At 57.9% G+C, this 21090-nt stretch carries 21 protein-coding genes, 1 tRNA gene and 2 riboswitches; of the genes, 13 read left to right on the top strand and 9 right to left on the bottom strand.

Going from position 1 to position 21090, the window contains the following annotated elements:
- Positions 1–60: 60 nt before the first annotated feature.
- Complete coding sequence (locus ACT3UQ_RS10840) at positions 61–1713, top strand: HsdM family class I SAM-dependent methyltransferase (protein ID WP_105554223.1); 1653 nt, start codon at positions 61–63, stop codon at positions 1711–1713.
- Positions 1714–1715: 2 nt separating this feature from the next.
- Positions 1716–2642 (top strand): hypothetical protein, encoded by a 927-nt coding sequence (locus tag ACT3UQ_RS10835; protein WP_096289223.1) that lies wholly within the window; start codon positions 1716–1718, stop codon positions 2640–2642.
- Between the two features lies 1 nt (position 2643).
- Here the strand turns inward: ACT3UQ_RS10835 and ACT3UQ_RS10830 are convergent, their stop codons facing one another.
- Positions 2644–3210 (bottom strand): GNAT family N-acetyltransferase, encoded by a 567-nt coding sequence (locus ACT3UQ_RS10830; RefSeq protein ID WP_444637095.1) that lies wholly within the window; start codon positions 3208–3210, stop codon positions 2644–2646.
- Between the two features lie 403 nt (positions 3211–3613).
- On the opposite strand from ACT3UQ_RS10830, the gene ACT3UQ_RS10825 reads away from it, so the two are divergent.
- A tRNA-Val gene (locus tag ACT3UQ_RS10825) sits at positions 3614–3690 on the top strand.
- A gap of 76 nt (positions 3691–3766) precedes the next feature.
- Here ACT3UQ_RS10825 and ACT3UQ_RS10820 read toward each other — a convergent pair.
- A complete protein-coding gene (locus tag ACT3UQ_RS10820) occupies positions 3767–4822 on the bottom strand; it encodes an Atu2307/SP_0267 family LLM class monooxygenase (RefSeq protein ID WP_258133679.1) in 1056 nt (351 codons plus the stop codon).
- A gap of 198 nt (positions 4823–5020) precedes the next feature.
- Here ACT3UQ_RS10820 and ACT3UQ_RS10815 point away from each other — a divergent pair, with 198 nt between their 5' ends.
- A complete protein-coding gene (locus ACT3UQ_RS10815) occupies positions 5021–6691 on the top strand; it encodes a threonine/serine exporter family protein (protein ID WP_258133678.1) in 1671 nt (556 codons plus the stop codon).
- Here the strand turns inward: ACT3UQ_RS10815 and ACT3UQ_RS10810 are convergent.
- Entirely contained in the window at positions 6688–7461 is a 774-nt protein-coding gene (locus ACT3UQ_RS10810; protein WP_444637094.1) for a uracil-DNA glycosylase, read from the bottom strand. The genes ACT3UQ_RS10815 and ACT3UQ_RS10810 overlap by 4 nt on opposite strands.
- Positions 7462–7615: 154 nt before the next feature.
- On the opposite strand from ACT3UQ_RS10810, the gene ACT3UQ_RS10805 reads away from it, so the two are divergent.
- The 3 genes from ACT3UQ_RS10805 (at position 7616) to groL (ending at position 10481) form a co-directional block, all read left to right on the top strand.
- Entirely contained in the window at positions 7616–7906 is a 291-nt protein-coding gene (locus tag ACT3UQ_RS10805; RefSeq protein WP_096256066.1) for a DUF3263 domain-containing protein, read from the top strand.
- 45 nt (positions 7907–7951) lie between these two features.
- Complete coding sequence (locus tag ACT3UQ_RS10800) at positions 7952–8554, top strand: LytR C-terminal domain-containing protein (protein WP_105554219.1); 603 nt, start codon at positions 7952–7954, stop codon at positions 8552–8554.
- 289 nt (positions 8555–8843) lie between these two features.
- The gene (gene groL / locus ACT3UQ_RS10795) at positions 8844–10481 is read left to right on the top strand and encodes a chaperonin GroEL (protein ID WP_096289217.1); all 1638 of its coding nucleotides are present in this window, start codon (positions 8844–8846) and stop codon (positions 10479–10481) included.
- Between the two features lie 115 nt (positions 10482–10596).
- Here groL and ACT3UQ_RS10790 read toward each other — a convergent pair whose 3' ends face one another.
- The 5 genes from ACT3UQ_RS10790 to ACT3UQ_RS10770 all read right to left on the bottom strand — a co-directional run bounded on the left by ACT3UQ_RS10790 (position 10597) and on the right by ACT3UQ_RS10770 (position 14481).
- Positions 10597–11487 (bottom strand): DUF4031 domain-containing protein, encoded by an 891-nt coding sequence (locus tag ACT3UQ_RS10790; RefSeq protein ID WP_096289215.1) that lies wholly within the window; start codon positions 11485–11487, stop codon positions 10597–10599.
- 34 nt (positions 11488–11521) lie between these two features.
- Entirely contained in the window at positions 11522–11812 is a 291-nt protein-coding gene (locus tag ACT3UQ_RS10785) for a WXG100 family type VII secretion target (protein ID WP_096289213.1), read from the bottom strand.
- Positions 11813–11921: 109 nt separating this feature from the next.
- Complete coding sequence (locus ACT3UQ_RS10780; protein WP_096289211.1) at positions 11922–13454, bottom strand: sensor histidine kinase; 1533 nt, start codon at positions 13452–13454, stop codon at positions 11922–11924.
- Between the two features lie 43 nt (positions 13455–13497).
- Entirely contained in the window at positions 13498–14205 is a 708-nt protein-coding gene (locus tag ACT3UQ_RS10775; protein ID WP_096289209.1) for a response regulator transcription factor, read from the bottom strand.
- Between the two features lie 57 nt (positions 14206–14262).
- Positions 14263–14481, bottom strand: a complete 219-nt coding sequence (locus tag ACT3UQ_RS10770) for a hypothetical protein (RefSeq protein WP_141393626.1) — start codon at positions 14479–14481, stop codon at positions 14263–14265.
- A 244-nt stretch (positions 14482–14725) separates the two neighbouring features.
- Between ACT3UQ_RS10770 and ACT3UQ_RS10765 the strand changes: the two genes are divergently transcribed.
- Both ACT3UQ_RS10765 and ACT3UQ_RS10760 read left to right on the top strand, forming a co-directional pair.
- Positions 14726–15109: a cold-shock protein gene (locus ACT3UQ_RS10765; RefSeq protein WP_096289207.1), complete on the top strand. Its 384-nt coding sequence runs from the start codon at positions 14726–14728 to the stop codon at positions 15107–15109.
- A 3-nt stretch (positions 15110–15112) separates the two neighbouring features.
- The gene (locus ACT3UQ_RS10760) at positions 15113–15733 is read left to right on the top strand and encodes a DUF3027 domain-containing protein (RefSeq protein ID WP_096289205.1); all 621 of its coding nucleotides are present in this window, start codon (positions 15113–15115) and stop codon (positions 15731–15733) included.
- Between the two features lie 86 nt (positions 15734–15819).
- On the opposite strand, the gene serC is transcribed toward ACT3UQ_RS10760, so the two are convergent.
- On the bottom strand, positions 15820–16941 hold the full coding sequence (gene serC, locus ACT3UQ_RS10755) for a phosphoserine transaminase (protein ID WP_444615637.1): 1122 nt from the start codon (positions 16939–16941) through the stop codon (positions 15820–15822).
- A 261-nt stretch (positions 16942–17202) separates the two neighbouring features.
- On the opposite strand from serC, the gene ACT3UQ_RS10750 reads away from it, so the two are divergent.
- From ACT3UQ_RS10750 to ACT3UQ_RS10735, 4 genes are all read left to right on the top strand, one after another.
- A complete protein-coding gene (locus tag ACT3UQ_RS10750; RefSeq protein ID WP_096289201.1) occupies positions 17203–17895 on the top strand; it encodes a metal-dependent transcriptional regulator in 693 nt (230 codons plus the stop codon).
- A gap of 104 nt (positions 17896–17999) precedes the next feature.
- A riboswitch (cyclic di-AMP (ydaO/yuaA leader) is annotated at positions 18000–18159 on the top strand.
- A gap of 2 nt (positions 18160–18161) precedes the next feature.
- Positions 18162–19193 carry a M23 family metallopeptidase gene (locus ACT3UQ_RS10745; RefSeq protein WP_444615638.1) on the top strand — a complete coding sequence of 344 codons (1032 nt, stop codon included), beginning with the start codon at positions 18162–18164 and terminating at the stop codon, positions 19191–19193.
- A gap of 124 nt (positions 19194–19317) precedes the next feature.
- A riboswitch (cyclic di-AMP (ydaO/yuaA leader) is annotated at positions 19318–19487 on the top strand.
- Between the two features lie 3 nt (positions 19488–19490).
- Positions 19491–20342, top strand: a complete 852-nt coding sequence (locus ACT3UQ_RS10740; protein WP_444615639.1) for a C40 family peptidase — start codon at positions 19491–19493, stop codon at positions 20340–20342.
- Between the two features lie 225 nt (positions 20343–20567).
- Entirely contained in the window at positions 20568–21062 is a 495-nt protein-coding gene (locus ACT3UQ_RS10735; protein WP_105554213.1) for an HNH endonuclease, read from the top strand.
- Positions 21063–21090 lie beyond the last annotated feature (28 nt).

Raw genomic sequence — 21090 nt, 5'->3', positions numbered from 1 at the left:
GGTGTGCGGCGATCGTCTTGGCCCTGCCAAAACGTCTGGTGGCCATGGAAAGATCGATGTGTGTTGAAGAGCAAGATAAATATTGTAGGGAGCGCCGCTCGGCATGAGCGGGGCGCCTACTTCACCCCCGAGCCGGTAGCCCGGTTCATGACCGAGTGGGCGCTAGGCGAGCAGGGTCGTCGTGTGCTTGAACCCTCATGTGGCGAAGCCCAATTCTTGGCGACCGCTGCCCAAGTCACCAACGATGGGCGCGGCGCCAGCGAATTATTCGGGGTGGAGCTTCACGAGCCTTCGGTGCTGGCGGCACGCGCAATCCTCGCGGAACAAGGCGCACAGGCTAGGATCCAGCACGCAAATTTCTTTGATATCCCAGGCACCGCGGATATGGATGCGGTGATTGGCAACCCCCCGTACGTGCGTTATCAGCTGCACCGCGGAGCCCAGCGCAAGATCTCGCGCGAAGCCGCACGGCGCTCCGGAGTCGAGCTGAACGAGCTTGCCTCCGTGTGGGCGGCCTTCGTCGTGCACGCCACCAGCTTCCTGAAGGTCGGCGGTCGTCTGGCCCTAGTGCTCCCGGCAGAGCTGATGTTCGTGAACTATGCGGGGCCCGTGCGTGCAATGCTGCTTGAACGTTTCGCCAAGGTGCATCTCGCGGTCTTCGAACAGCGGCTATTCGTCGACGCGCAGGAAGAAGTGGTGCTGTTGCTTGCGGAGGGTTATCAGACCGGTTCCAGCGACTCCTTCAGCCTGCACCAATTTCGTAATGCCAAGGATCTGATTGGACTCGGCGAGGGAGCAATCCACACTCCGAAGCGTCCAAGTGACCGTTGGACCGGGTCCTTGGTGACTTTTGAAGCTCAGGGGATACTCAACCAGGCGCATGCTACCGGCGGGTTTATTGATCTGCAGGGCTGGGGAGAGACCTCGCTGGGCGCGGTGACCGGCAACAATAAATGGTTTACGCTCAGCCCGGCGCGGGCCGAGGAATTAGGTTTGGACGCGAGCGACCTGGTGGAAATATCGCCTCCCGGTTCTAGGCATCTTCGCGGCTTGGAACTAGACGCTAAGCAATGGCAGCGACTCGGGGAGCACGGCTTGGCGACCTTGATGTTCCGGCCCCAGGGTGGCGCCTCCACCGCGGGAGAGCGCTTAATTGGCCGCGGCGAGCTGGAGTCGGTGGACCAAGCCTATAAGTGCCGGATGCGTACTCCCTGGTGGCGGGTCCCGTTGTTGTCGGTGCCTGATCTGTTCATGACCTATATGAATGCTGACACTCCCCGGCTGACGACTAACCATGCAGGTGTGCATCACATCAATTCAATCCATGGGGTATACCTCGGGGCCGATGTGCGTGAGCTGGGACGTGAGCTGCTGCCTCTGGCTTCGCTTAATACCTTGACTATGCTGGGTGCCGAAATGGTGGGACGCTCCTACGGGGGAGGCATCTTGAAGCTGGAACCCGGCGAGGCGGATAAGCTTCCAGTGCCCTCAACCCAGTTGGTCGCCGAGCATGCAATACCGCTGCGATCCATCAAAAACGAGGTCCGCGAACATCTGCTGCATGGCCGTAAGCAAGAAGCTACGGAGCTGGTAGACGAAATAGTGTTGGGAATGATGCTGGAGCTAGACGCTGCCGCGATCGGTGCGCTACGCGGCGCACGCCAAGACATGCTGGAACGACGCAAGTCCCGAGCTAAGGCAGTGGAGAACTAATCGTGGGATCAGGCACAGTCGAGAAATCCCTGGCCTTCGCCGAATACGACGCGACGTTGATATCTGCGCTCAAAGATTCGCCGTGGATCCTTAACGGCGCCGTCACCGAGGAGTTCAACCCTTCTTTCGACGTTCTCGAGCGGTTGCTAAGCATTCCGGTGCGTTCTAAGGCCGCGACCCGTTCCGGTCGTTTTGCCCAGGGCGTCGACGCTTGGCTAGCCCATGAACTCCGCCGGGCGGGGTTCGACGCAGACCTCGTCTGGCCGCGCGCGGAAGCGCCACGGGTGTTGTCTTCGGACATCCTCGAATTGCTGCGCAAGCTCCCCGAACGGCTCTCCGACGAGCTGCATGAAGCAATCCTGGCCGGCAAGGCCGGAAGCACCGACGCCAGGATTCTGGGCCGCGCCTACATGAAGCAGACCGACGTGGTGATGACCCACTGGTCCACGGGACCGGAGTTGCTATTAAGCACCAAGGCAATGACTTCTTCCTTCGGCAAGAACCTGTCCAATCGGTACGAAGAAGCCTACGGGGACGCGGCCAACCTGCGTGCCCGCTACCCGCTGGCAGCCGTCGGCTTCTACTTCGTGCAACGCGCCACCATTTTAGAAACCGAACCGGCAGCTTTCCGACGTACCGTGGACATGATCCGCAAGCTGCGCGATTTCGGCGATGGCTTTGGCTATACAGCGACCGGACTTTTGCTTGTGGACTGGGATGACAGTGCCGAGCAGCCAGAGGTCAAGGCGGTGCACCACCCGGTGCCCGAAGATGTCGGCACCGCTCAGTTCCTAAATGCCATGGTTGACTCGGTGTTGAAAGTTACTCCGATCGACTTGCATGAGTCGGCGCGCGCTCGCCGAGCCGGTGAGGTCGTGCCAGTGCCAGGGCATGAGCTCGTCGATGAGCTACAAGAAGCGCTCTTTTAGCTCATCTGGTTGTGTGAACTTGTGGCGAATGCCAAGAGCTCGGCAAAGGTCGAACCGAGTGGCCAGCCAGTGTGCTGGAGGCGATGTCACGCTGCGGTGGGGGAGACAACCAATCCGATGCGAGAGCAGTGGCGCGATAAATGTACTTGGTCCGCCCGTCGGATTCGAAAGTTCGTTCGCGTTCCCATCGCTCGGAGCGTTCGTAGGCTGCCCAGGAGCTGGGATTTGCCGAATCGATGACGGTGATGGGTATGCAGCCTGCCTGCAGCACATACTCCAGGCGTAGGTCTGTCACTTGCTGGCGTATGCCTTGGCACCGATATTCCGGGCGGACCGCCATGCAACCTAATTCAAGCGCGCCCATGGCGCTAGTTGGAGCCAGCACCGCGTCGTGCACGACTCCGGCTGCGACCAGAACACCTGAGTCACGGACGCTGACCACACAACGTGCGCGGTCAATTTTTTGATTCCATCGATCATCAATTTCCGGATACAAAGTCGCCATCTCGGTGCGTGCGGCACCAGCAGGAGCTGTTGATGACAGGGCATAGCGAAGGGTAGGGCGCACTGGGAACCGTCCTAAATGCTAAGACGAACGAACTATCTGGCTATTGCTGTTGTGTGGGACGCAGAGCAATGGGTTTCGTTGGCCTTCAGGGGGCCGCAGCCGGTGGCTTACGGCAACGTCCTTGCAGGGCCCAGTATGAGCTCGAGGAACTAAAAAAATTATGCATTCAATCTCTGCTCGTTAGCAAGAGAAAATAGGGGCAATAAAGTGAAATCTAGATAAACGAAAGGCACTATTATTTTAGGTCTGCCGTAGTCGGCTTTTCTCTTGAGCTCCTGCCCTAGGACGGTGGCGTGATGGGCGACGTAGCCGCTAGCTGTGGGGCAGCTGGCGCCGATTTTGCGGCCAAGGCAAAGACCGCTAAGATCGTTTAGGTGCTTGACCGGGAGGTTGACGCAAAGATGGATCTTTAGCTCAGTTGGTTAGAGCGTTCGCCTCACACGCGAAAGGTCGCTGGTTCGAGTCCAGTAAGATCCACCAAATAAAGAGAAAACCACCGCCGGCGGTGGTTTTCTCTTTATTTAACTGCTTTTAGTGGATCGCGCGTTGCCGGTGGTTATTTGGCGAGTAACTCGTGAACCAGCGGTTTGACTTCGTTGCCAAGCAGCTCGATGCTCTCGAGCATGGTCTCGTGTGGCAAAGAGCCTGCCGAATATTTGATGTCTACTCGACCTAGTCCGAGGCTTCTGGTGACCTTCGCCATCTTGGTGGCGACGGTCTGCGGACTACCGGCCATCATGGAACCTTCAGGCCCCATAGCGGCCTCCAAGCGCATTTTGCTAACCGGCGGCCAACCGCGTTCGGCGCCCAAGCGATTCATGGTGCGCTGATAGTGCGGCCACAACAGTTCGAGAGCTTCCGCATCGGTCGGTGCAACCAATCCGTGGAAGTGCGCACCCACCTTTTGAGGTTGCTTGCCCAGCTCTTTCAACGCGCGGTGGTAAAGCTGAACTAGCTGCTCGAAGGCTGATGGCTGGCCGCCAATGATTGCGAGAAAGAGTGGAAGGCCGTGGCGAGCGGCGCGAAGTACCGACTGCGGGCTGCCGCCGACGCCCACCCAAGTGGTGAGCGCATCGTTTTCCAATAGCGGGTACAGCTGTTGGCTGTTCAAAGCGCCGCGGTGTTCTCCAGACCAGGTCACGGGCTCTCCGGATCGGACCTTAGCCAGGAGATCGAGTTTTTCTTCGAAGAGAGACTCATAGTCCTCGAGGTTGAGCCCAAACAACGGGAAGGACTCGATGAAGGATCCGCGTCCGGCGATAATTTCGGCACGTCCCTGCGCGATGGCATCGAGCGTTGCGAAGCGCTCGTACACCCGAACCGGGTCATCGCTGGAGAGCACCGTTACCGCGGTACCGAGGCGGATCTTGTCGGTGACTTGCGCCAGCGCCGCGAGAATTATTTCCGGCGACGATACAGCATAATCGTCTCGGTGATGTTCACCAACGCCGAAGAAATCAAGGCCAACTTCTTCGGCCTTCTGCCCTTCGACGATGACGTTGCGAATAACCTGAGCGTGCGATAACTGCTTGCCCTGCTGGTCTTCGGAGAGATCCCCGAAAGTTTCAACACCAATTTCAGGCCGGAGGCTTGTTTGACCGATGGAACTCACAATGATCCTCTTCTCTTAGATTTCCATGCAATTGCATCTAAGTGGGTAACCAGTCCACCGATAAATTTATTTCCGACAGCAAAAATGCCAGATGTGTTCAGGGATACTCGGCCTATTTTGATTCCATTCTCCCGCTTTACTTGCCGTGGTTGTATCGTGAGGATGACGAATAGAACAAGAGCCTAGGGGGAGTGATTCGTGGCGCAGCAAGACCATGGTGAGAAGCACGCGGATTCGAAAAATCCAGGAGAAGATCCTTCGCCATTGGCCGGGTCGCTACCTCGTATTTCGACGAGTGAAATCAACATGGGGCACCTTCCCGAGACGGCGTCTTTTGAGACGACCATGGCCTCCGAGCTACCGCTAAATACCGCGGTAAGTGCGAGCGTTGCGTCAGCGGACGTGGCGGATATCGAGTCGCGTACCGGCCAGGTCTACACCTCTGATGACGGCATTACACTGATGCCTACACGGGCCAACCCGGTGGCTCGCCGTTTGCTGGCAAAAATGTGGATCTCGGATACGCCGCCGACTGAGGCGCTGAAGGTCGTTGACCGATTGCGCGGCACCCCCTACGCGAACCCTAGGGTCAACGTCGATCAAGATGCTTCGGCGCGGCGAACCATGGAGTTTGCGCTGGACCTTGGCGAAACGCTGATTCGCTATGGGGCTGGTGCTTTGGAAGTGGAAACCAGCATCATCGCGGTGACCGCAGCCCTAGGGCTTAGCCACCTAGACGTGGATATCACCAATCAATCGTTGCACCTGAACTACAGCCCGCCAGAAGCTGAGAGCTACTCTATCCTGCGCGTGGTGCGTTCGTACACTACGAACTACGCGGGCATGGTGATGGTGCACGAGCTGGTTTCGGACATCATCGCTGGCGGTGTTTCGCGGACCGAATCTGCCAAGCGGCTTAAAAGGATCACACGGAAGCCGAAGCCTTTCCCGCGTTGGTTCGTTGCGGTTGGCCAATCGGTTTTCGCCGCCGCCTTCGTCCTGTTCATCGGCGGTTCATGGCTCGGTGCACTCGTCGCGATGGCTTCGTCCTGGCTGATCTCGCAGATAGGCCGGTATGGATCCCGATGGCGGGTCCCAGAGTTCTTCACCGTGGCGACCTCGACTTTTACCGTCACCGGAATAGCCTTGCTTAGCCATCAGGTCCACGCACCATTGGATCCGGCGTTGGTAGTCTCTGGTGGCATCTTGCTTCTGCTGCCTTCTGGCAGATTTGTTTCGGCGCTGCAAGACGCAATCAATGGCTTCCCGGTCACCGCGGTCGGACGTCTATTTTCCGCTGGGTTGACCTATACGGCAATACTTTCCGGGATCTCCGCGGCGTTGGTGGTTTCATCCGTATTGGGCGGGGACAAGGTGGATGTCCATAAAATCGTCGCCACCGATTATCCGACATGGATGCTGATCGCCTTGGTAGCAGTCGCCATTCTGGCCGGTTCGGTCACCGAGCAGACCGCACAGCGCTTGTTGCTGCCTACCGCGTTGATCGCGGTCGGCGGCTATCTGGTGCTGCTCTTGGCGGAGCAGGTCGGGCTTGGCGCTCGGGCAACGCCAGCGGTGGTGTCCACGGCCATTGGCTTCGCTGCGCGCTTCCTGGCGGACAAGCTGAATTCACCTCAGCTGGTGATCGCAGCCCCCGCGGTCATGTTCATGCTGCCTGGCCTGATGATCTTCCGGGCCATGTACGGCATCGTTTTCGAGGTGGATGAAATGTTCGCCGGCCTGGTGGAAATGTTCAACGCGTTTGCAATCATGCTGTCCATCGCCGGTGGTGTGGTCTTCGGCGACACACTGTGCCGTCCGCTGGCCTCCAACGCACGGCGCGAACGCCGACGCATCCGCCGCCGCTAGCCGGCCGGCAGTTTCCATTCAATAGGCGCCTGGCCGATTTCGGCCAGGCGCCTATTGATTTGCGAAAAATGCTTTGACCCAAAGAATCCACGTGAAGCGGACAACGGGGAAGGATGAGCGCTGCGAAGCTGGGGCATATTGTTCATCAGGGTACCAAGCTTCTGTGCGTGGGCACCCCACAGAACAGCCACCACCGGCACCTTGCGGGCATTGAGCGTAGCGATAATCGCTTCAATTACCGGTGCCCAGCCAAGCTTCTGGTGACTGCCGGCGTTAGACGCAGTCACAGAGAGAACCTGATTGAGCAGCATGACCCCTTGCTCATGCCAGGCGCCGAGGTCTGGATGCCCAGCTTCGGGCACGCCAAGATCTACGAACAGCTCCTTGTAAATGTTGCGCAAGCTACGCGGCAGGGGGCGCACGTTCTTCGCTGCGGCGAAGGCCAAGCCATTCGCCTGTCCGGGCGTCGGATAGGGGTCTTGACCCATGATCAGGACTTTGATCTCGGCTACGGGTAGCGATAGTGCGCGCAACATCACCTCTGGAGCCGGGAGTATCTGCTCGCCAGCCTGTGAGCGTGCCGCCAACTTACGTGCGATTTCCTGCAACACGCCATCGAGCGGTTCCAAAGTGGAAACCCAATCCGCGGCGATAAACCCGCGACTTGCCAGCGATTTTGCACCAAAGAAGAAGGGGAAGTCTTCGGTGGAATATGCCGGCGGCGCGGTAGGCTCGGGAGCGTCGAAAAGGGCGGGCTGCTCGTTGTTCATGGCAATCATTCTGCCGGTTTTCCGGCGCGGTTGTGCCGCGTTACACGGCACGGCGTTGGTTGATTGGTTAGAATATCGGTGGTGTGTCCACCACGCGTGGATAAATATGCATGAATAAACCCGACTTTTCGAAGTTCTAGGATGAGGTGAACGTATGGCTGGCAATGAGGTTTTAGTGGATTTCGTGATGAACCCCGATTCCGAGCTGGATGAGCGTTCGCAACAGATCTTGAACATGGAGAAGCTGTGGTGGAAGTATGCCGGAGCCAAGGAACAAGCTATTACCAAGCAGTTCTCTATCTCGCCGACAAACTACTATCAGCTACTCAACCAGCTGATCGACACGGATGCGGCGATGGCCTATGACCCAATGCTGGTAAAGCGGTTGCGTAGACTTCGATCTACTAAGCGTCGTGTGAGCGGTACCGTCGGCGGGGAACGCTAAGTTCATAGCCGGCCTCGGCCAGCCAGACCTCGAGCAAGGACAAGAATGACCAACTACCCACGTGACGAATTCGATCGCGTTCCGGAGTTTAGTACCCGCGTTGGGTCGCATCATGCCCACGGCTGGGCGCAGTCTGCCGCCACCAAGGGCAAGGACAGCAAGCTTCGTTGGGTAGTTCTGTCCGCGATTGCGGTGTTGTTGATTGGTGGTGCCGGATTCTTCTTTGGTCCAGGCGTTGCCGATCGTCTAGCAGGGTCCGAACCGAGGCAAACCTCGGCACCGGCGGAGAGCGAAGGCTCTTCTGACCAAAGCGAAGCCGCATCCGAAAGCGCAACTCCGTCTAGCACCATCGATGACGCTGACGTGTTGTACGGACAACTCATCGGCGTGTACAACGGCGCAAGTATTGCAGGAGCTGCAGGGGCAGGCGAAGAATTGCTTGCCGAGGCTGATTTCACGAATATCGTGACGGATAATTGGACCCGAGACGCCGAGACCTCGACGGTGTATTACATGTCCGAGGCCTACCGGACCACCGCGGAAAAAGCCGCCGAAGTCTTGAACATCGATGAGGTTCTGCAGACCCGGAACATCCCCAACCGAGTTTCGGTCGTCCTTGGCGCTGACGATACGTTGAACTCGAAGTAATAATTAGCTTCGCTCACAGCCGATCAGCTTGCACTCGCCATGCGAGAGTGCCAATATTTGTATTAGCACTCATGCGTTACGACTGCTAATGCCGATCGGTTGTTCGTTTTAGAATCGAACCCTTTCGTCTCGGCGGTTGCTCAACGCACGGAGCGTGAAGAATACCTCAGATAGCGAGAGCTAATCCGAATTGTCGGCCCGATGCCGGCAACGGTGTGCTCGTCCGTCGCGGGCGCTGTCTGTCGGTTGCATTTTCGCAAAATCGTCCCCGAAAGGACCGAAAGCCACTATGGCCAAGATGATTGCATTTGACGAGGAAGCACGCCGCGGACTTGAGCGCGGCCTGAACATTCTGGCGGACGCCGTTAAGGTGACCTTGGGCCCACGCGGCCGCAACGTTGTTTTGGAGAAGAAGTGGGGCGCACCCACTATCACCAACGACGGTGTGTCCATCGCCAAGGAAATCGAGCTCGAGGATCCATACGAGAAGATCGGTGCCGAGCTCGTCAAGGAAGTTGCCAAGAAGACTGACGACGTCGCCGGTGACGGTACCACCACCGCTACCGTGCTCGCTCAGGCTCTGGTCAAGGAAGGCCTGCGCAACGTTGCTGCCGGCGCCGACCCAATCGCGCTACGCCGCGGCATCGACAAGGCTGTAGAAGCCGTCACCGCCGAGCTGTTCACCGCTGCTAAGAAGATCGAATCCAAGGAGCAGATCGCTGCTACCGCTTCGATCTCCGCTGGCGATCCAGAAATCGGCGCACTGATCGCCGAAGCACTGGACAAGGTTGGCGAGCAGGGCGTTATCACCGTAGAAGAGTCCAACACCTTCGGCCTTGAGCTGGAGCTGGCCGAGGGCATGCGCTTCGACAAGGGCTACATTTCCGCATATTTCGTCACCGACGCTGAGCGTCAGGAGACCGTGCTGGAAGACCCTTACATCCTGATCGTCAACTCGAAGATCTCCTCGGTCAAGGATATGGTTTCCTTGCTGGAGAAGGTCATGCAGTCGAACAAGTCGCTGCTGATCATCGCCGAAGACGTAGAGGGCGAAGCACTGGCCACCCTGATCCTGAACAAGATCCGTGGCCTGTTCAAGTCTGTAGCCGTCAAGGCTCCAGGCTTCGGCGATCGTCGCAAGGCAATGCTGACCGACATCGCACTGCTGACCGGTGGCCAGGTTGTTTCCGAGGAAATCGGCCTGTCGTTGGACACCGTTGGCCTCGAAGTTCTGGGTACCGCCCGCAAGGTCGTTATCACCAAGGACGAGACCACCATCGTTGAAGGCGGCGGCGACGCCGACGCTATCGAGGGCCGCAAGGCGCAGATCGCAGCCGAAATCAAGAACACCGATTCGGACTACGACCGCGAGAAGCTGCAGGAGCGCCACGCAAAGCTTTCCGGTGGTGTCGCTGTGCTGAAGGCCGGCGCCGCAACCGAGGTGGAGCTCAAGGAGCGCAAGCACCGCATCGAAGATGCTGTGCGTAACGCTAAGGCAGCTGTTGAAGAGGGCATCGTCGCCGGTGGTGGCGTGGCTCTGATTCAGGCAGGCGCCGCAGCATTCGCCAAGCTTGAGTTGGAAGGCGACGAAGCCACCGGCGCGAACATTGTTCGTGTTGGCATCGAAGCACCACTGAAGCAGATCGCACTGAACGCCGGCATGGAGCCAGGCGTAGTCGCCGACAAGGTCAAGGGCCTGCCAGCTGGCCACGGCCTGAACGCTGCCACCGGTCAGTACGTTGACCTGCTGGAAGCCGGCGTCAATGACCCAGTGAAGGTGACTCGTTCGGCCCTGCAGAACGCTGCATCTATCGCAGGTCTGTTCCTCACCACCGAGGCAGTCGTTGCAGATAAGCCAGCTCCTGCTGGCGCTGCCATGCCAGGTGGCGACGACATGGGTGGCATGGGCGGAATGGGCGGCTTCTAAGCTTCCGTACTTCCCAGGCACCTGTCTCGCAGGACAACCTGAACCCGAGGGCTTGCTTCACCACGAAGCAGGCCCTCGGGTCGTTAACCGGCAAGCAGAGTGCGTTTGAGCGTTCTCAGGCTTGCACGTGGAGTCGGTCAAGCTCGGCCTCAAGGTTCGCCCGTGCTTGTTTTTCCCAGCGTTCCTGAGCAGACGCGGTGCAATACAGCCGGTCTTTTCGCAGGAGCTCACGAAGAATGCTTGCTCGGCCTCGGGCAAAGTCTGCTGCCGGCACATGATCGTATTCGTCCCGGATAGCTTGGGCATAGCGTTGATAGGCCTTGGCTGGTCGTGCCAAAACCTCTAGGTCTGCGTCGCTGAGCAACGCTCCGAGCAGATCGCCTTCGGCAGGTCGATGCTCGATGGTCAGCAGAATCAATTGTTGAACCTTGGCAAGAGCCCTATCGGTAATCAGCCCATGCAAGCTGCGCGCTGCTAAGTTTGCAGAATCTTTTTCGTCCTCGGCGGTGCCATCGTAGACGGCATCATGAAACCAAGCAGCCAACTCCAATATTTGCCGATCCTGCGCCTCAACCTGTGTGCCGCAGAGCCAGTCCAATGACTCAAGGACCGCGAGCAGGTGTACTCGATCGTGATAGCGGCGGTGCTTCTGGCTCCAGCGAAGCAATAAATCCTCAGCCATGGCCCGTTGCCCGGGCAAGGTCCGCTCCCACCGTTTCAGCAATGCGGGATTGAGCCGTTCGGGGCGGAACCGGGCAGGGATCCGAAGTCCGGAATGGACTAAGGCGCGGACCAAGTCGCTACCAGAGACTTCCTGGGCTCCGGCCGCCACGAACTCTTCGTAGCGTTCCTGCGGCACATCATAGTGGTCCCTGTCGAAGGCTCTCTGCCGGATGCCCATGCGGCTGGCGAACTGGTGCAGCTCCAGCAGCGAGGTGTCGGAGACTAAATGGGAAAAGAGTGTCCCGTGAGCGGGCCAGCGTGGCGGGTCGATCAGTATGCTCATGATCTAAGCGTACCGAGGGACCCGCTCCAACGGCTCAGTAGCGGAACAGCGAGGTGTTGACCTGTTCGACTTCTTCATACTGCATGGACGCATGGTTTAGCGCCGTTGCGATGCTGCTCAAGGCCTCTTCGATGCGTACGTGAGTGCTGCGCCATTCGGCCACAATCGACTGGAAGGAAGCGGCGGCCGAACCCTGCCAGGTGCTTTGAAGCTGATCCAGATTCATCTGCATCGTGGAAACTTCGGAGCGCAACCTGTCGATGGTGTTCATGACCGCCTGCGACTTGACCTGCATTTCGCCGGTGTTGGTTGAAAAGGTACTCATGGGGTGATCCTGCCTTACGGGGAGATCCGATAGATGAGATCACCATAGGGCGGGCAGCACAAGCGCAGCGCGAAGCTCCCACATACTGTGGACAACATAAACGCGGGTTCTAGTCCTCGTCCTGCTGCTCGTGGTCACGCGGCTCCTGCATCGGCACATAGGGCAGGCAGATGGCCATGGTTGCGCCCCCGCCAGGAGTTTCGCTCAGCGCAACCGAACCGCCGTGCTGCTGGACGATCGCGGCGACGATCGCCAGCCCCAGGCCCGAGCCGCCGGTTTCGCGTTGACGCGAGCTATCGGTGCGGTAGAAGCGCTCGAAGATACGGTTTGCGTCATCCTCTGGAATGCCCGGTCCGTGATCTCGAATCTCGAGCACCGCATCCATGGCACCTGCCACGAGAGAACGAACTCCCACGGCGATCTCGATAGCTGAGTCTTCGGGGGTGTAGCGCAGTGCGTTGGTGATCAAATTGGCAATGACCTGGCGGATGCGCGCGTCATCGCCGACCGTGCTGGCTGGAGAAGGATACTTGGTGTCCAATCCGACCAAGGTAACTTTGCGTAGTGGCGCTCGGACCTTGGTGTCCTCGGCGGCGTCCTGTCCGAGTACCAGCAGGTCGACCGATTGCTTTTCGAGGGGGCGCTGCTCATCGAGCCGGGCCAGCATAAGCAGGTCTTCGACCAGGTGAGCCATGCGTTTGGATTCGGCTTCGATACGTCCCATAGCTGAATCCAGAGCTTCGGAGTCGGCAAGTCCCCCATGACGGTAGAACTCCGAATAGCCTTGGATGGTCACCAGGGGGGTGCGCAGCTCATGAGAGGCGTCTTGGATAAAGCGACGCATTTTGTTTTCCGAGGCCTCACGGTCGCGGAAGGCCCGCTCGATCTGTGCAAGCATTGCGTTCAAGGAGCGGGAGAGTCTGCCGACTTCGGTCTCCGGCGGATAATTGCGTACACGCTGGGACAGATCTCCCTCGGCAATCATGGCTGCGGTGCGTTCAACGCGGATCAGCGGAAGCAATGACCGGGAGGTTAATCCGTAGGCGATCATTGACATGAGCAAGGTCGCCAACAGGCCGGTAGATAAGACGAGGATAGCGGTCTTTTGAACCGTGTCATTAACGTTTTCCAACGGAAGCGCAATGAAAACATTCATCTCGCTGGTAGGCAGCGGAACGATCATGGCACGCCAGCCGGCCGAGCCGGAGTGGATGCCCGGAATGGTTACCGGTGCCCATGGTGTCTTAGCCAGCTCCGCCATTTGCGTTGGGGCGAGTAGAGGAGTGTCACTGGTGTTACCGGGGGTAACCCGGCTTCGAGGCATGATGTAGACGATCTTGCCGTTTATATCTCGAATGTCCGCATAGGAGCGGTTCAACCCCAGCAACGTTGAATCGATGCCAGCGTTTCTGCCAGATTGATCATTGTCCAAGGAATACTGGTAGGCCTTGTTCAGGCCAAAGCCCATGGTGGGGCCAGCAACGTTGAGCTGATCATCGATCTGGTTGGTCATCGAGATGCGAAGTGTGTGTGCGGAGCCGAACGCTGTGGCGCCGACGCCGCAGATCATCAGCGCGCACATCAGCATCACCAATTTGGTGCGCAACGAAGTGCGACGCCACAGCGTTCTAAATGCCTGCATGTAATGACTTTACAATCCCTTGGGCCGCCAAGCGGCATCGGCCCTAGCGGCGGTCCGGGGTGCGCATCAGGTAACCGACGCCGCGCTTGGTCTGAATCAGGGCAGGCCACTCGGGGCGGTCAACCTTGCGACGCAGATAGGAAATGTATGATTCAACGATCGAAGCGTCGCCGTTGAAGTCGTACTCCCAGACATGGTCCAGGATTTGCGACTTGGACAGTACGCGGTTCGGATTCATCATCAGGTAGCGCAGCAGCTTGAATTCGGTAGGAGATAGATCAATGACCTCGCCTGCTCGCCGCACCTCATGTGCGTCGTCATCAAGTTCTAGGTCGGCGACCACGATGGTGGCGTTCTCTTCTTCGCCCGTCGCGGTGCGGCGTAGCACCGCACGAATGCGGGCGACAACTTCATCGAGGCTAAAGGGCTTGGTCACGTAATCATCGCCGCCGACAGTCAATCCAGTGACCTTGTCGCTGGTGTCATCGCGAGCAGTCAGGAACAGCACGGGGAAGTGCCGACCGGCAGCGCGTAGCTTGCGGGTGATGGTGAAGCCGTCCATGTCTGGAAGCATGACGTCCAAAACCGCGAGATCTGGTTCTTCTGCTTCGACGGCTGCGAGAGCCTCGCGGCCGTTGGCTGCGGCGACCACTTGGAAACCGGCGAATCGCAGGGAAGTTGATAGAAGTTCGCGGATATTTGGTTCGTCATCCACGACAAGGAGTTTGGCCTCTGGGGTTTTTGCACTCATAAACCCAGTGTGCACGCGAAGACTGGGAGTCGACTGAGAGCCGTCTGGGAGAGAGGGCTAGCCGTTGCGGCGTTTTCGGATGTTACCGATGATGACCACGCCGGCCAGGATGAAGGCGAGAGGCAAGCCGAAAACGCCGAATGCCATGATGATCGGCGGGATTGAAATTTCCTTGAAATACAACACGAGGACCGCCGCGAGGGACAATGCCGAGAGGACCGCGAGTGTAATTGCGGTGCGGGAAATGACGGTCAAGGTAATCGATGAAGCGCTCACGGCTATTAACGATACAGCGCTTCTAATGCAGCCGCCGTGACTCAAGGTGAAGTTGCGGGCCTCAAGGTGTCATAATCTAAGGTATTCGACTTAATTCGAATCCGTACGTTGAGCACCCGGTAGAAGTAAATGCACGACCCGGATGAATGCTCCATGGATCCGGAGATATGAAAAGGCGTAGCGTGAAGTAAATTAGTTGCACTGATATGCGCTGCAGCACGAGAAACGAACGAGGTAAGGGATCATGCCTAGCGGCAAGGTTAAGTGGTACGAAAAGGCCAAGGGCTTCGGATTCATTACCACCGAAGATGGTAAAGAGATTTACGTGAACGCCGCGGCGCTGCCGGAAGGCGTTCATGATCTACGCCCGGGCACACGCCTGGAGTTTGGCGTGGCCGAAGGCCGCCGGGGTCCTCAGGCACTGAGCCTGCGCATCTTAGAGGAAGCTCCGTCGGTGGCTCGCGCCAAACGGAAGAACCCCGAACAGCAAGCTGCAATGATCGAAGACCTGATCAAGGTTCTTGATCAGGTATCCAACACCTTGCGCAAGGGGCGATATCCTGAACAAGCACACGGCAAAAAGGTTGCTACCGTGCTACGCGCGGTAGCCGATGATCTGGACGTTTAAATAATGGCCCGTAAACCCAAGTTAGACACCACCCTCGCGGAAGCGGTTGATGTTGCGCGCAACGCACTCATCGAGATCGCGGCAGAAACGGAGATCGGTGAGTATCTCGGAGCCACGCCCGAAGGTGAACGATTAGTCACCCATCGATTTGTCTCCCAGAAAAGGGGCTATCGGGGCTGGACTTGGTTCGCGACAATCGCACGGGTGCCACGAGCAAAAGCTAAAGATCTAACCGTTTGCGAAGCTGGCATAGTTGCCGGTGAAGACGCACTCCTTGCACCGGCGTGGGTCCCGTGGGCTGAGCGCTTAGTCAAAGAAGAAATCGAGGCGGCGGAAGCCGAGGCCAATGAGCCCAAGGATGAACCCGGCCCTAGTGCGACCGCAACTGAGAACTCCGGCGCAGAGAACACCGCTGCCGAACCTGCTGGGAACGAAACCCAGGAGGACTTGACGGAGTCGACCACTGCCACAGACGAACACGAAGCAACCGGCGAACCGGAGGCGACGTCCGAACAGGGAATCAAAACCCCTGCACGCCGTCAGGTGCGTCGCCGACGCACCGCGCAACGCACGGCGGCTCGTCGCCGCGCAGCCCAGCGTAACCGGTCACGCAAGGAAAGCTAGCGAAACAAGGCTTAAGAAAAGAAAAAGCGATCCGCGGTTTCGCCCCAATGGGGTGAAGCCGCGGATCGCTTTTGCTCGATCAGAATTTAGAGCTGCTCGATGACATAATCAATGCTCTTCAACAGCGCCGCGACATCACTCGGATCGATAGCCACGAAGGTCGCGATACGCAGCTGGTTTCGGCCGAGCTTGCGGTATGGCTCAACATCCACCACGCCGTTGGCGCGCAGCGCCTTGGAGATTTCCGTGGCGTCCACCGAATCGTCGAAGTCGATCGTGGCGATAACGTTTGAGCGGTGATCCGGGTTGGCTACATATGCCGTGGCAACCTTTGAGGCCTCGGCCCACGCGTAAATCTGGCCAGCTGACTCGGCGGTGCGAGCCGCTGCCCACTTCAGGCCGCCATTGGAGTTGATCCACTTGATCTGCGCATCGAGGGTCACCAAGGTGGTCAATGACGGTGTGTTGTAGGTCTGGTTCTTCAGCGAGTTATCCAGCGCAGTCTTCAGATTCAAGAAGTCTGGGATCCAGCGATCGGTCGCTGCGATCTCCTCGATGCGCGCAATTGCTGCGGGGGAGGCGAACGCAACCCAGAGGCCACCGTCGGAAGCAAAGTTCTTCTGCGGGGCAAAGTAGTACACGTCGGTCTGCGACAAATCTACATCCAAGCCGCCGGCGGCGCTCGTTGCATCAACGACGATCAGTGAATCTTCGTTGGCACCCGGAACGCGCTTGACCGGGGCAGCGGAGCCGGTGGAGGTTTCATTGTGCGGCCAGGCATAGAGATCCACGTCAGCTTCGGCAACCGGGCTCGGAACCGAACCAGGCTCGGAGGTGATAATCGAGGAGGCCGCAAGGAAGGGGGCCTTGTCGGTAGCGTTGGCAAACTTCGAGCCGAATTCACCAAAGGACAAGTGCTGAGCTTTATTGCGTACTAGGGAGAATGCTGCGGCGTCCCAGAAAGCGGTGGCGCCGCCAACTCCCAGAAGCACCTCGTAACCCTCAGGTGCGCTAAACATTTCCTTCAAGCCATCCTGCACGGAGGCAACCAGGTTCTTGACCGGCGCCTGACGGTGGGAGGTGCCTAATAGGTCGGCACCTGCGTCGGCGATTGCCTGAATTTGCTCGGGGCGAATCTTGGATGGTCCTGCGCCGAATCTTCCGTCGGCGGGCAGAAGGTTCCTTGGAATGTTGATGCCGGTGCTCATCTCGCTCCTCTAATAGCGTTTTGATTGAAGGTGCTGACTTCCCGACTGATCGCGAGCGCGAAGGAATAGTTCAGGATAGTTAAGACGTTTCAGTTAACATCTTCGCAAACTGCGGGAGATGAGAGAAAAACGAGACCGTCGGTTACGACATGCAAACTACGAGGCCGTCGCTGGGATTGTGGCTATACCAAGTAGAGTTGCATACTGACGTTCCGATTTCTTATGCGAACCTAACTGTTGTGACTTCCAGGAGTGGCTAACGTGTCTGACCTAATTGATACAACCGAGATGTACCTGCGTACCATTCTTGAGCTTCAAGAAGAGGAGATCGTGGCTTTGCGCGCGCGAATCGCAGAACGTCTGGGGCATTCTGGCCCCACAGTGTCGCAGACAGTCGCTCGAATGGAACGCGATGGTCTGGTTGTGGTTTCTACCGACCGTCACCTTGCCTTAACCGAGAAGGGTCACGAACTAGCAACAGGCGTGATGCGCAAGCACCGACTGGCCGAACGCTTGCTATCGGACATGATCGGTCTTGAATGGGAATATGTCCATGACGAGGCGTGCCGCTGGGAACACGTGATGAGCGAGCGTGTAGAGCGACGTTTATACGACCTGCTGGGCAAGCCCACGGTCTCTCCGTACGGCAACCCAATTCCTGGGCTTGAAGTCCTTGGGGGGCCCAAAGTAACCGAAATCTCACATGAGGTCGAGAATCTAGATAACGCGTTGCTCTCCGGAAACATTGGCCCGGTGGCCATTGAGCGTCTCGCAGAGCCGATCCAGACCGACCCAATCCTGCTCGGACAACTGAATGAAGGCGGAATTCGGCCCGGTGCGATCGTTAGCTTAGAGCGCGCAGATGACTACGTCGTGGTTCGCGTGCAAGGTGTCGAAGGTGCGCTAGAACTGCCAGTCGAAGTCAGTGCGCACGTTTTCGTACGCACTAAATAAGGTAACGAAATTGTAACTTTTCCGATCGAACGGTAGGGTTATCAAAGGGCGCCAGTGGTTTAACTGGTGCCGATTCCAAGAGTGCAAACGCCGAGTATTGTCCTGCCTCTTGGATGCGAAATGATTTTTAAGGGCAATAGCGGGGAACCCACTCATTCGACGAATACTTCGTCTTGGGGTGAAGTCATGCCAACAGGCAGGACCGGACCAATCTCAGGGCCGAACCCGACAGCTAACTTCGCAGGTGTAGATATGAGAGGAATGTTTTGGCAGAAACCAGGACGACGGGTCGACGCCGTGCCGCAGACGTCGAGATCGATGCGATCACTGAGATCGCAGCGGCCGCCACAGAACGATCCGTTGGCCGCCGCGCATCACGCGCAGCCGCTGTCGAAGCAGTAGCAGTTCCAGAGCCGCTTTGCGCCGATTATGTCGGGCGCCGCTTTGAGTCTGGTCAGCGTTACGGCATTGCGCCAACGCAGAAAACTCTTGCTACCCAGGATGTTGACGGAAACGTCATTGCCCTACCTACAGCAAAGCCCGTTGTTGCACCTGAAGGCGTAGTAGCAAGTAATGAAGAGCTCGTTCAGAGCCTTCGTGCTTCACCAAAAAAGACTTCACGACTTGGGTTTACCCACAAGATCGCTGCCGTTGCGGCGGTATCGGGTTTGGCACTAGCTGCGGTTTCTCCGCAGCTCAGTAGCGCCGTGCCTGAAGAGGGTCCGGTGGTAGCGGGTGCGCAGCGCACCGCAACTTCCGCAGTGGTCGATGTTAAGGCTCCAAGCGATGCTGGCTTAGATGTGCAGCGTGCGGCTTTGAAGTCCGACATCAACCCCAAGGTGGCCAACGAAGAGAAGCTCTCTGAAATCCTCACCGCTTCCGGTGGGGACATTCAGAAGGTCGGTTCGACCGGTGGATTGCTCGAGCGTCCGGTGGACAGTAACCGCATCACCTCAAGTTTCGGGCACCGCAAGAACCCAACCGGCGCCGGCTTCATGATTCACAGTGGCACAGATTACGGTGTGCCGAGCGGCACAAAAGTTTACGCCGCAGCATCGGGCAAGGTCACAGTCTCCGGATGGGCAGGTCATTCCGGTCAGCGGGTCACCTTGGCCCATGGAAACGGCCTGGAAACCGGGTACAGCCACAACTCGCAACTACTAGTCAACGTGGGCGACACCGTCAAGCGCGGCGATGTCATCGCTTTGGCCGGTAGCACCGGTAATTCCACCGGGCCGCATGTGCATTTCGAAGTAATTGTCGACGGCCAATTCAAAGACCCTGCCGGCTGGTTATAACGACGTTCGTCACCTTACCGTGATCAAAACGTGACATTTGAAAGATAGTCCTATAGGCTAAACAGCGTGCCAAGGGGAATCCTTGAGCAACATTGCGTGCGAACCGAGCACTGCCAACGCGCAATGAGCAGTTATACACAACTCGTACGGCAGTGACGGGGGAACCAACATCGGGTCGTTAGTTTTGGCTAACAACCCTAGGGGTTAAGTGGAAGAGAAGGAAACTTCAACTCCACCGAGGTAACTCCACTTCGAACCCGACAGCTTACCTCGTAGGTATCAAGGAGAGGCTTTATTGTGACCAAGCGTCAAGCGCCGGGACGCCACCGCGCCCCAGCAGCACGTACCAACCCACTTGCTAGCATTTCGCAGGCAGTGTCCTCGAATGCAGGCTCGGTCGGACGTCAGGCAGCCGTTGTTGCTGCTGCGTCCGGTCTGATCGTCACCCTGGGCGTACCAGGTCAGGCAACCGCCCCACGTGACGTATCAGCTTCCCCGGTTGACACGATCAACCCGGAACGCGTTGCTGTCAAGGCAGTCAAGGTATCCACCAAGAAGGCGGATAACGTCGAGATCGAGCGCGCCAGCTTCACTGCTGAGCCAAAGCCCGAGCCGGTCGTTATCGCTGTCGCTGATGATATCGAGCCAACCACTCGCGAAAACTCGGGCAACTCCGATTCTTCGGGCAGCTCGGACTCCATGGCACCAATGACCCGCCAGAACCGCGGCGGCAATGGCCAGCAGAGCGCGCCAACTGAGACCAAGAAGGAATCCACCAAGCAGGAATCCTCGGTCCCGAGCAAGAACCTCACCGGTATCGCAGCTACGGCTTCGAAGTACTCGGGTGTTCCATACGTCTGGGGCGGAAATACTCCCAGCGGCTGGGACTGCTCTGGCTTCGTGAAGTACGTCTACGCGCAGCACGGCATCAACATTGCTCGTGGCACCTCCGCGATCCTCGGATCCGGCCAGTTCAAGCGCACCAGCAGCCCGAAGCCGGGCGACTTGGTGTTCCAGAACGGTGGCGGCCACGTAGGCATCTACCTAGGTGGGGGCCAGATGATCGGCGCGCAGAACCCAACCGTGGATACCATGATCCACTCGGTGAGCCGCAACCCGATGTACGGTTACTACACTCTAGCTGGCTAAGCAGCCTGCTCCCATTGGCCATCGAACGTAATGTTCGGTGGCCAATGGTCGTTTAACCGGGTGAACTACGGGCTACTTCGCGATGAAAATCAGCGAATATCTTCCTAATCTTGAAGCCAAATCGGCAATATATCGCATAGGCTAACGGCAAGAGAACTAACTGCGACGAGCTCGTCGTCATCAACTTCTAGTGATGCACACAAGCTCATTAAAGGAAGTATGCGAATGAGAACGTTGGTTTTGAACGCAGGTTATGAGCCATTAGCGGTGGTGACTTTCCGTCGCGCCTTGCTCCTTGTGCTTGCCGAAAAAGCAACAATCATTTTGCAAGATCATGAGTCACCCGTGCGCAGCTCGCACGGAGACTTACCGCGCCCCACCGTGATCGTGTTAAAACGATATGTGCGACGCCCCTACAGGAACATGAACCATGTGACCCGTAGGGGCGTTCTTCGTAGAGACCACTTCCGCTGCGCCTACTGCGGAAAGACCGCCAACACCATCGACCACGTAATCCCGCGCAGCAGAGGCGGGCAGAACACCTGGGAGAACCTCGTGGCGGCCTGCTTGTCGTGCAACAGCCGTAAGGCCGACAAAATGCTCTCGCAATTGGGATGGCAATTGTTGCTCACGCCGCATCAGCCACGGGTGGGAGGGCACCTGGTTTCCGGACTTGACCATATTGATTCTTCATGGGCTCAATACCTTCATGCCAGCTAGGAAATAATCGGTCTCCGTGAGATGTTGA

This window comes from Glutamicibacter sp. AOP12-B1-11, from assembly GCF_052379245.1.
GTDB lineage: Bacteria > Actinomycetota > Actinomycetes > Actinomycetales > Micrococcaceae > Glutamicibacter.
This window is presented reverse-complemented; position numbering and strand designations above follow the sequence as displayed.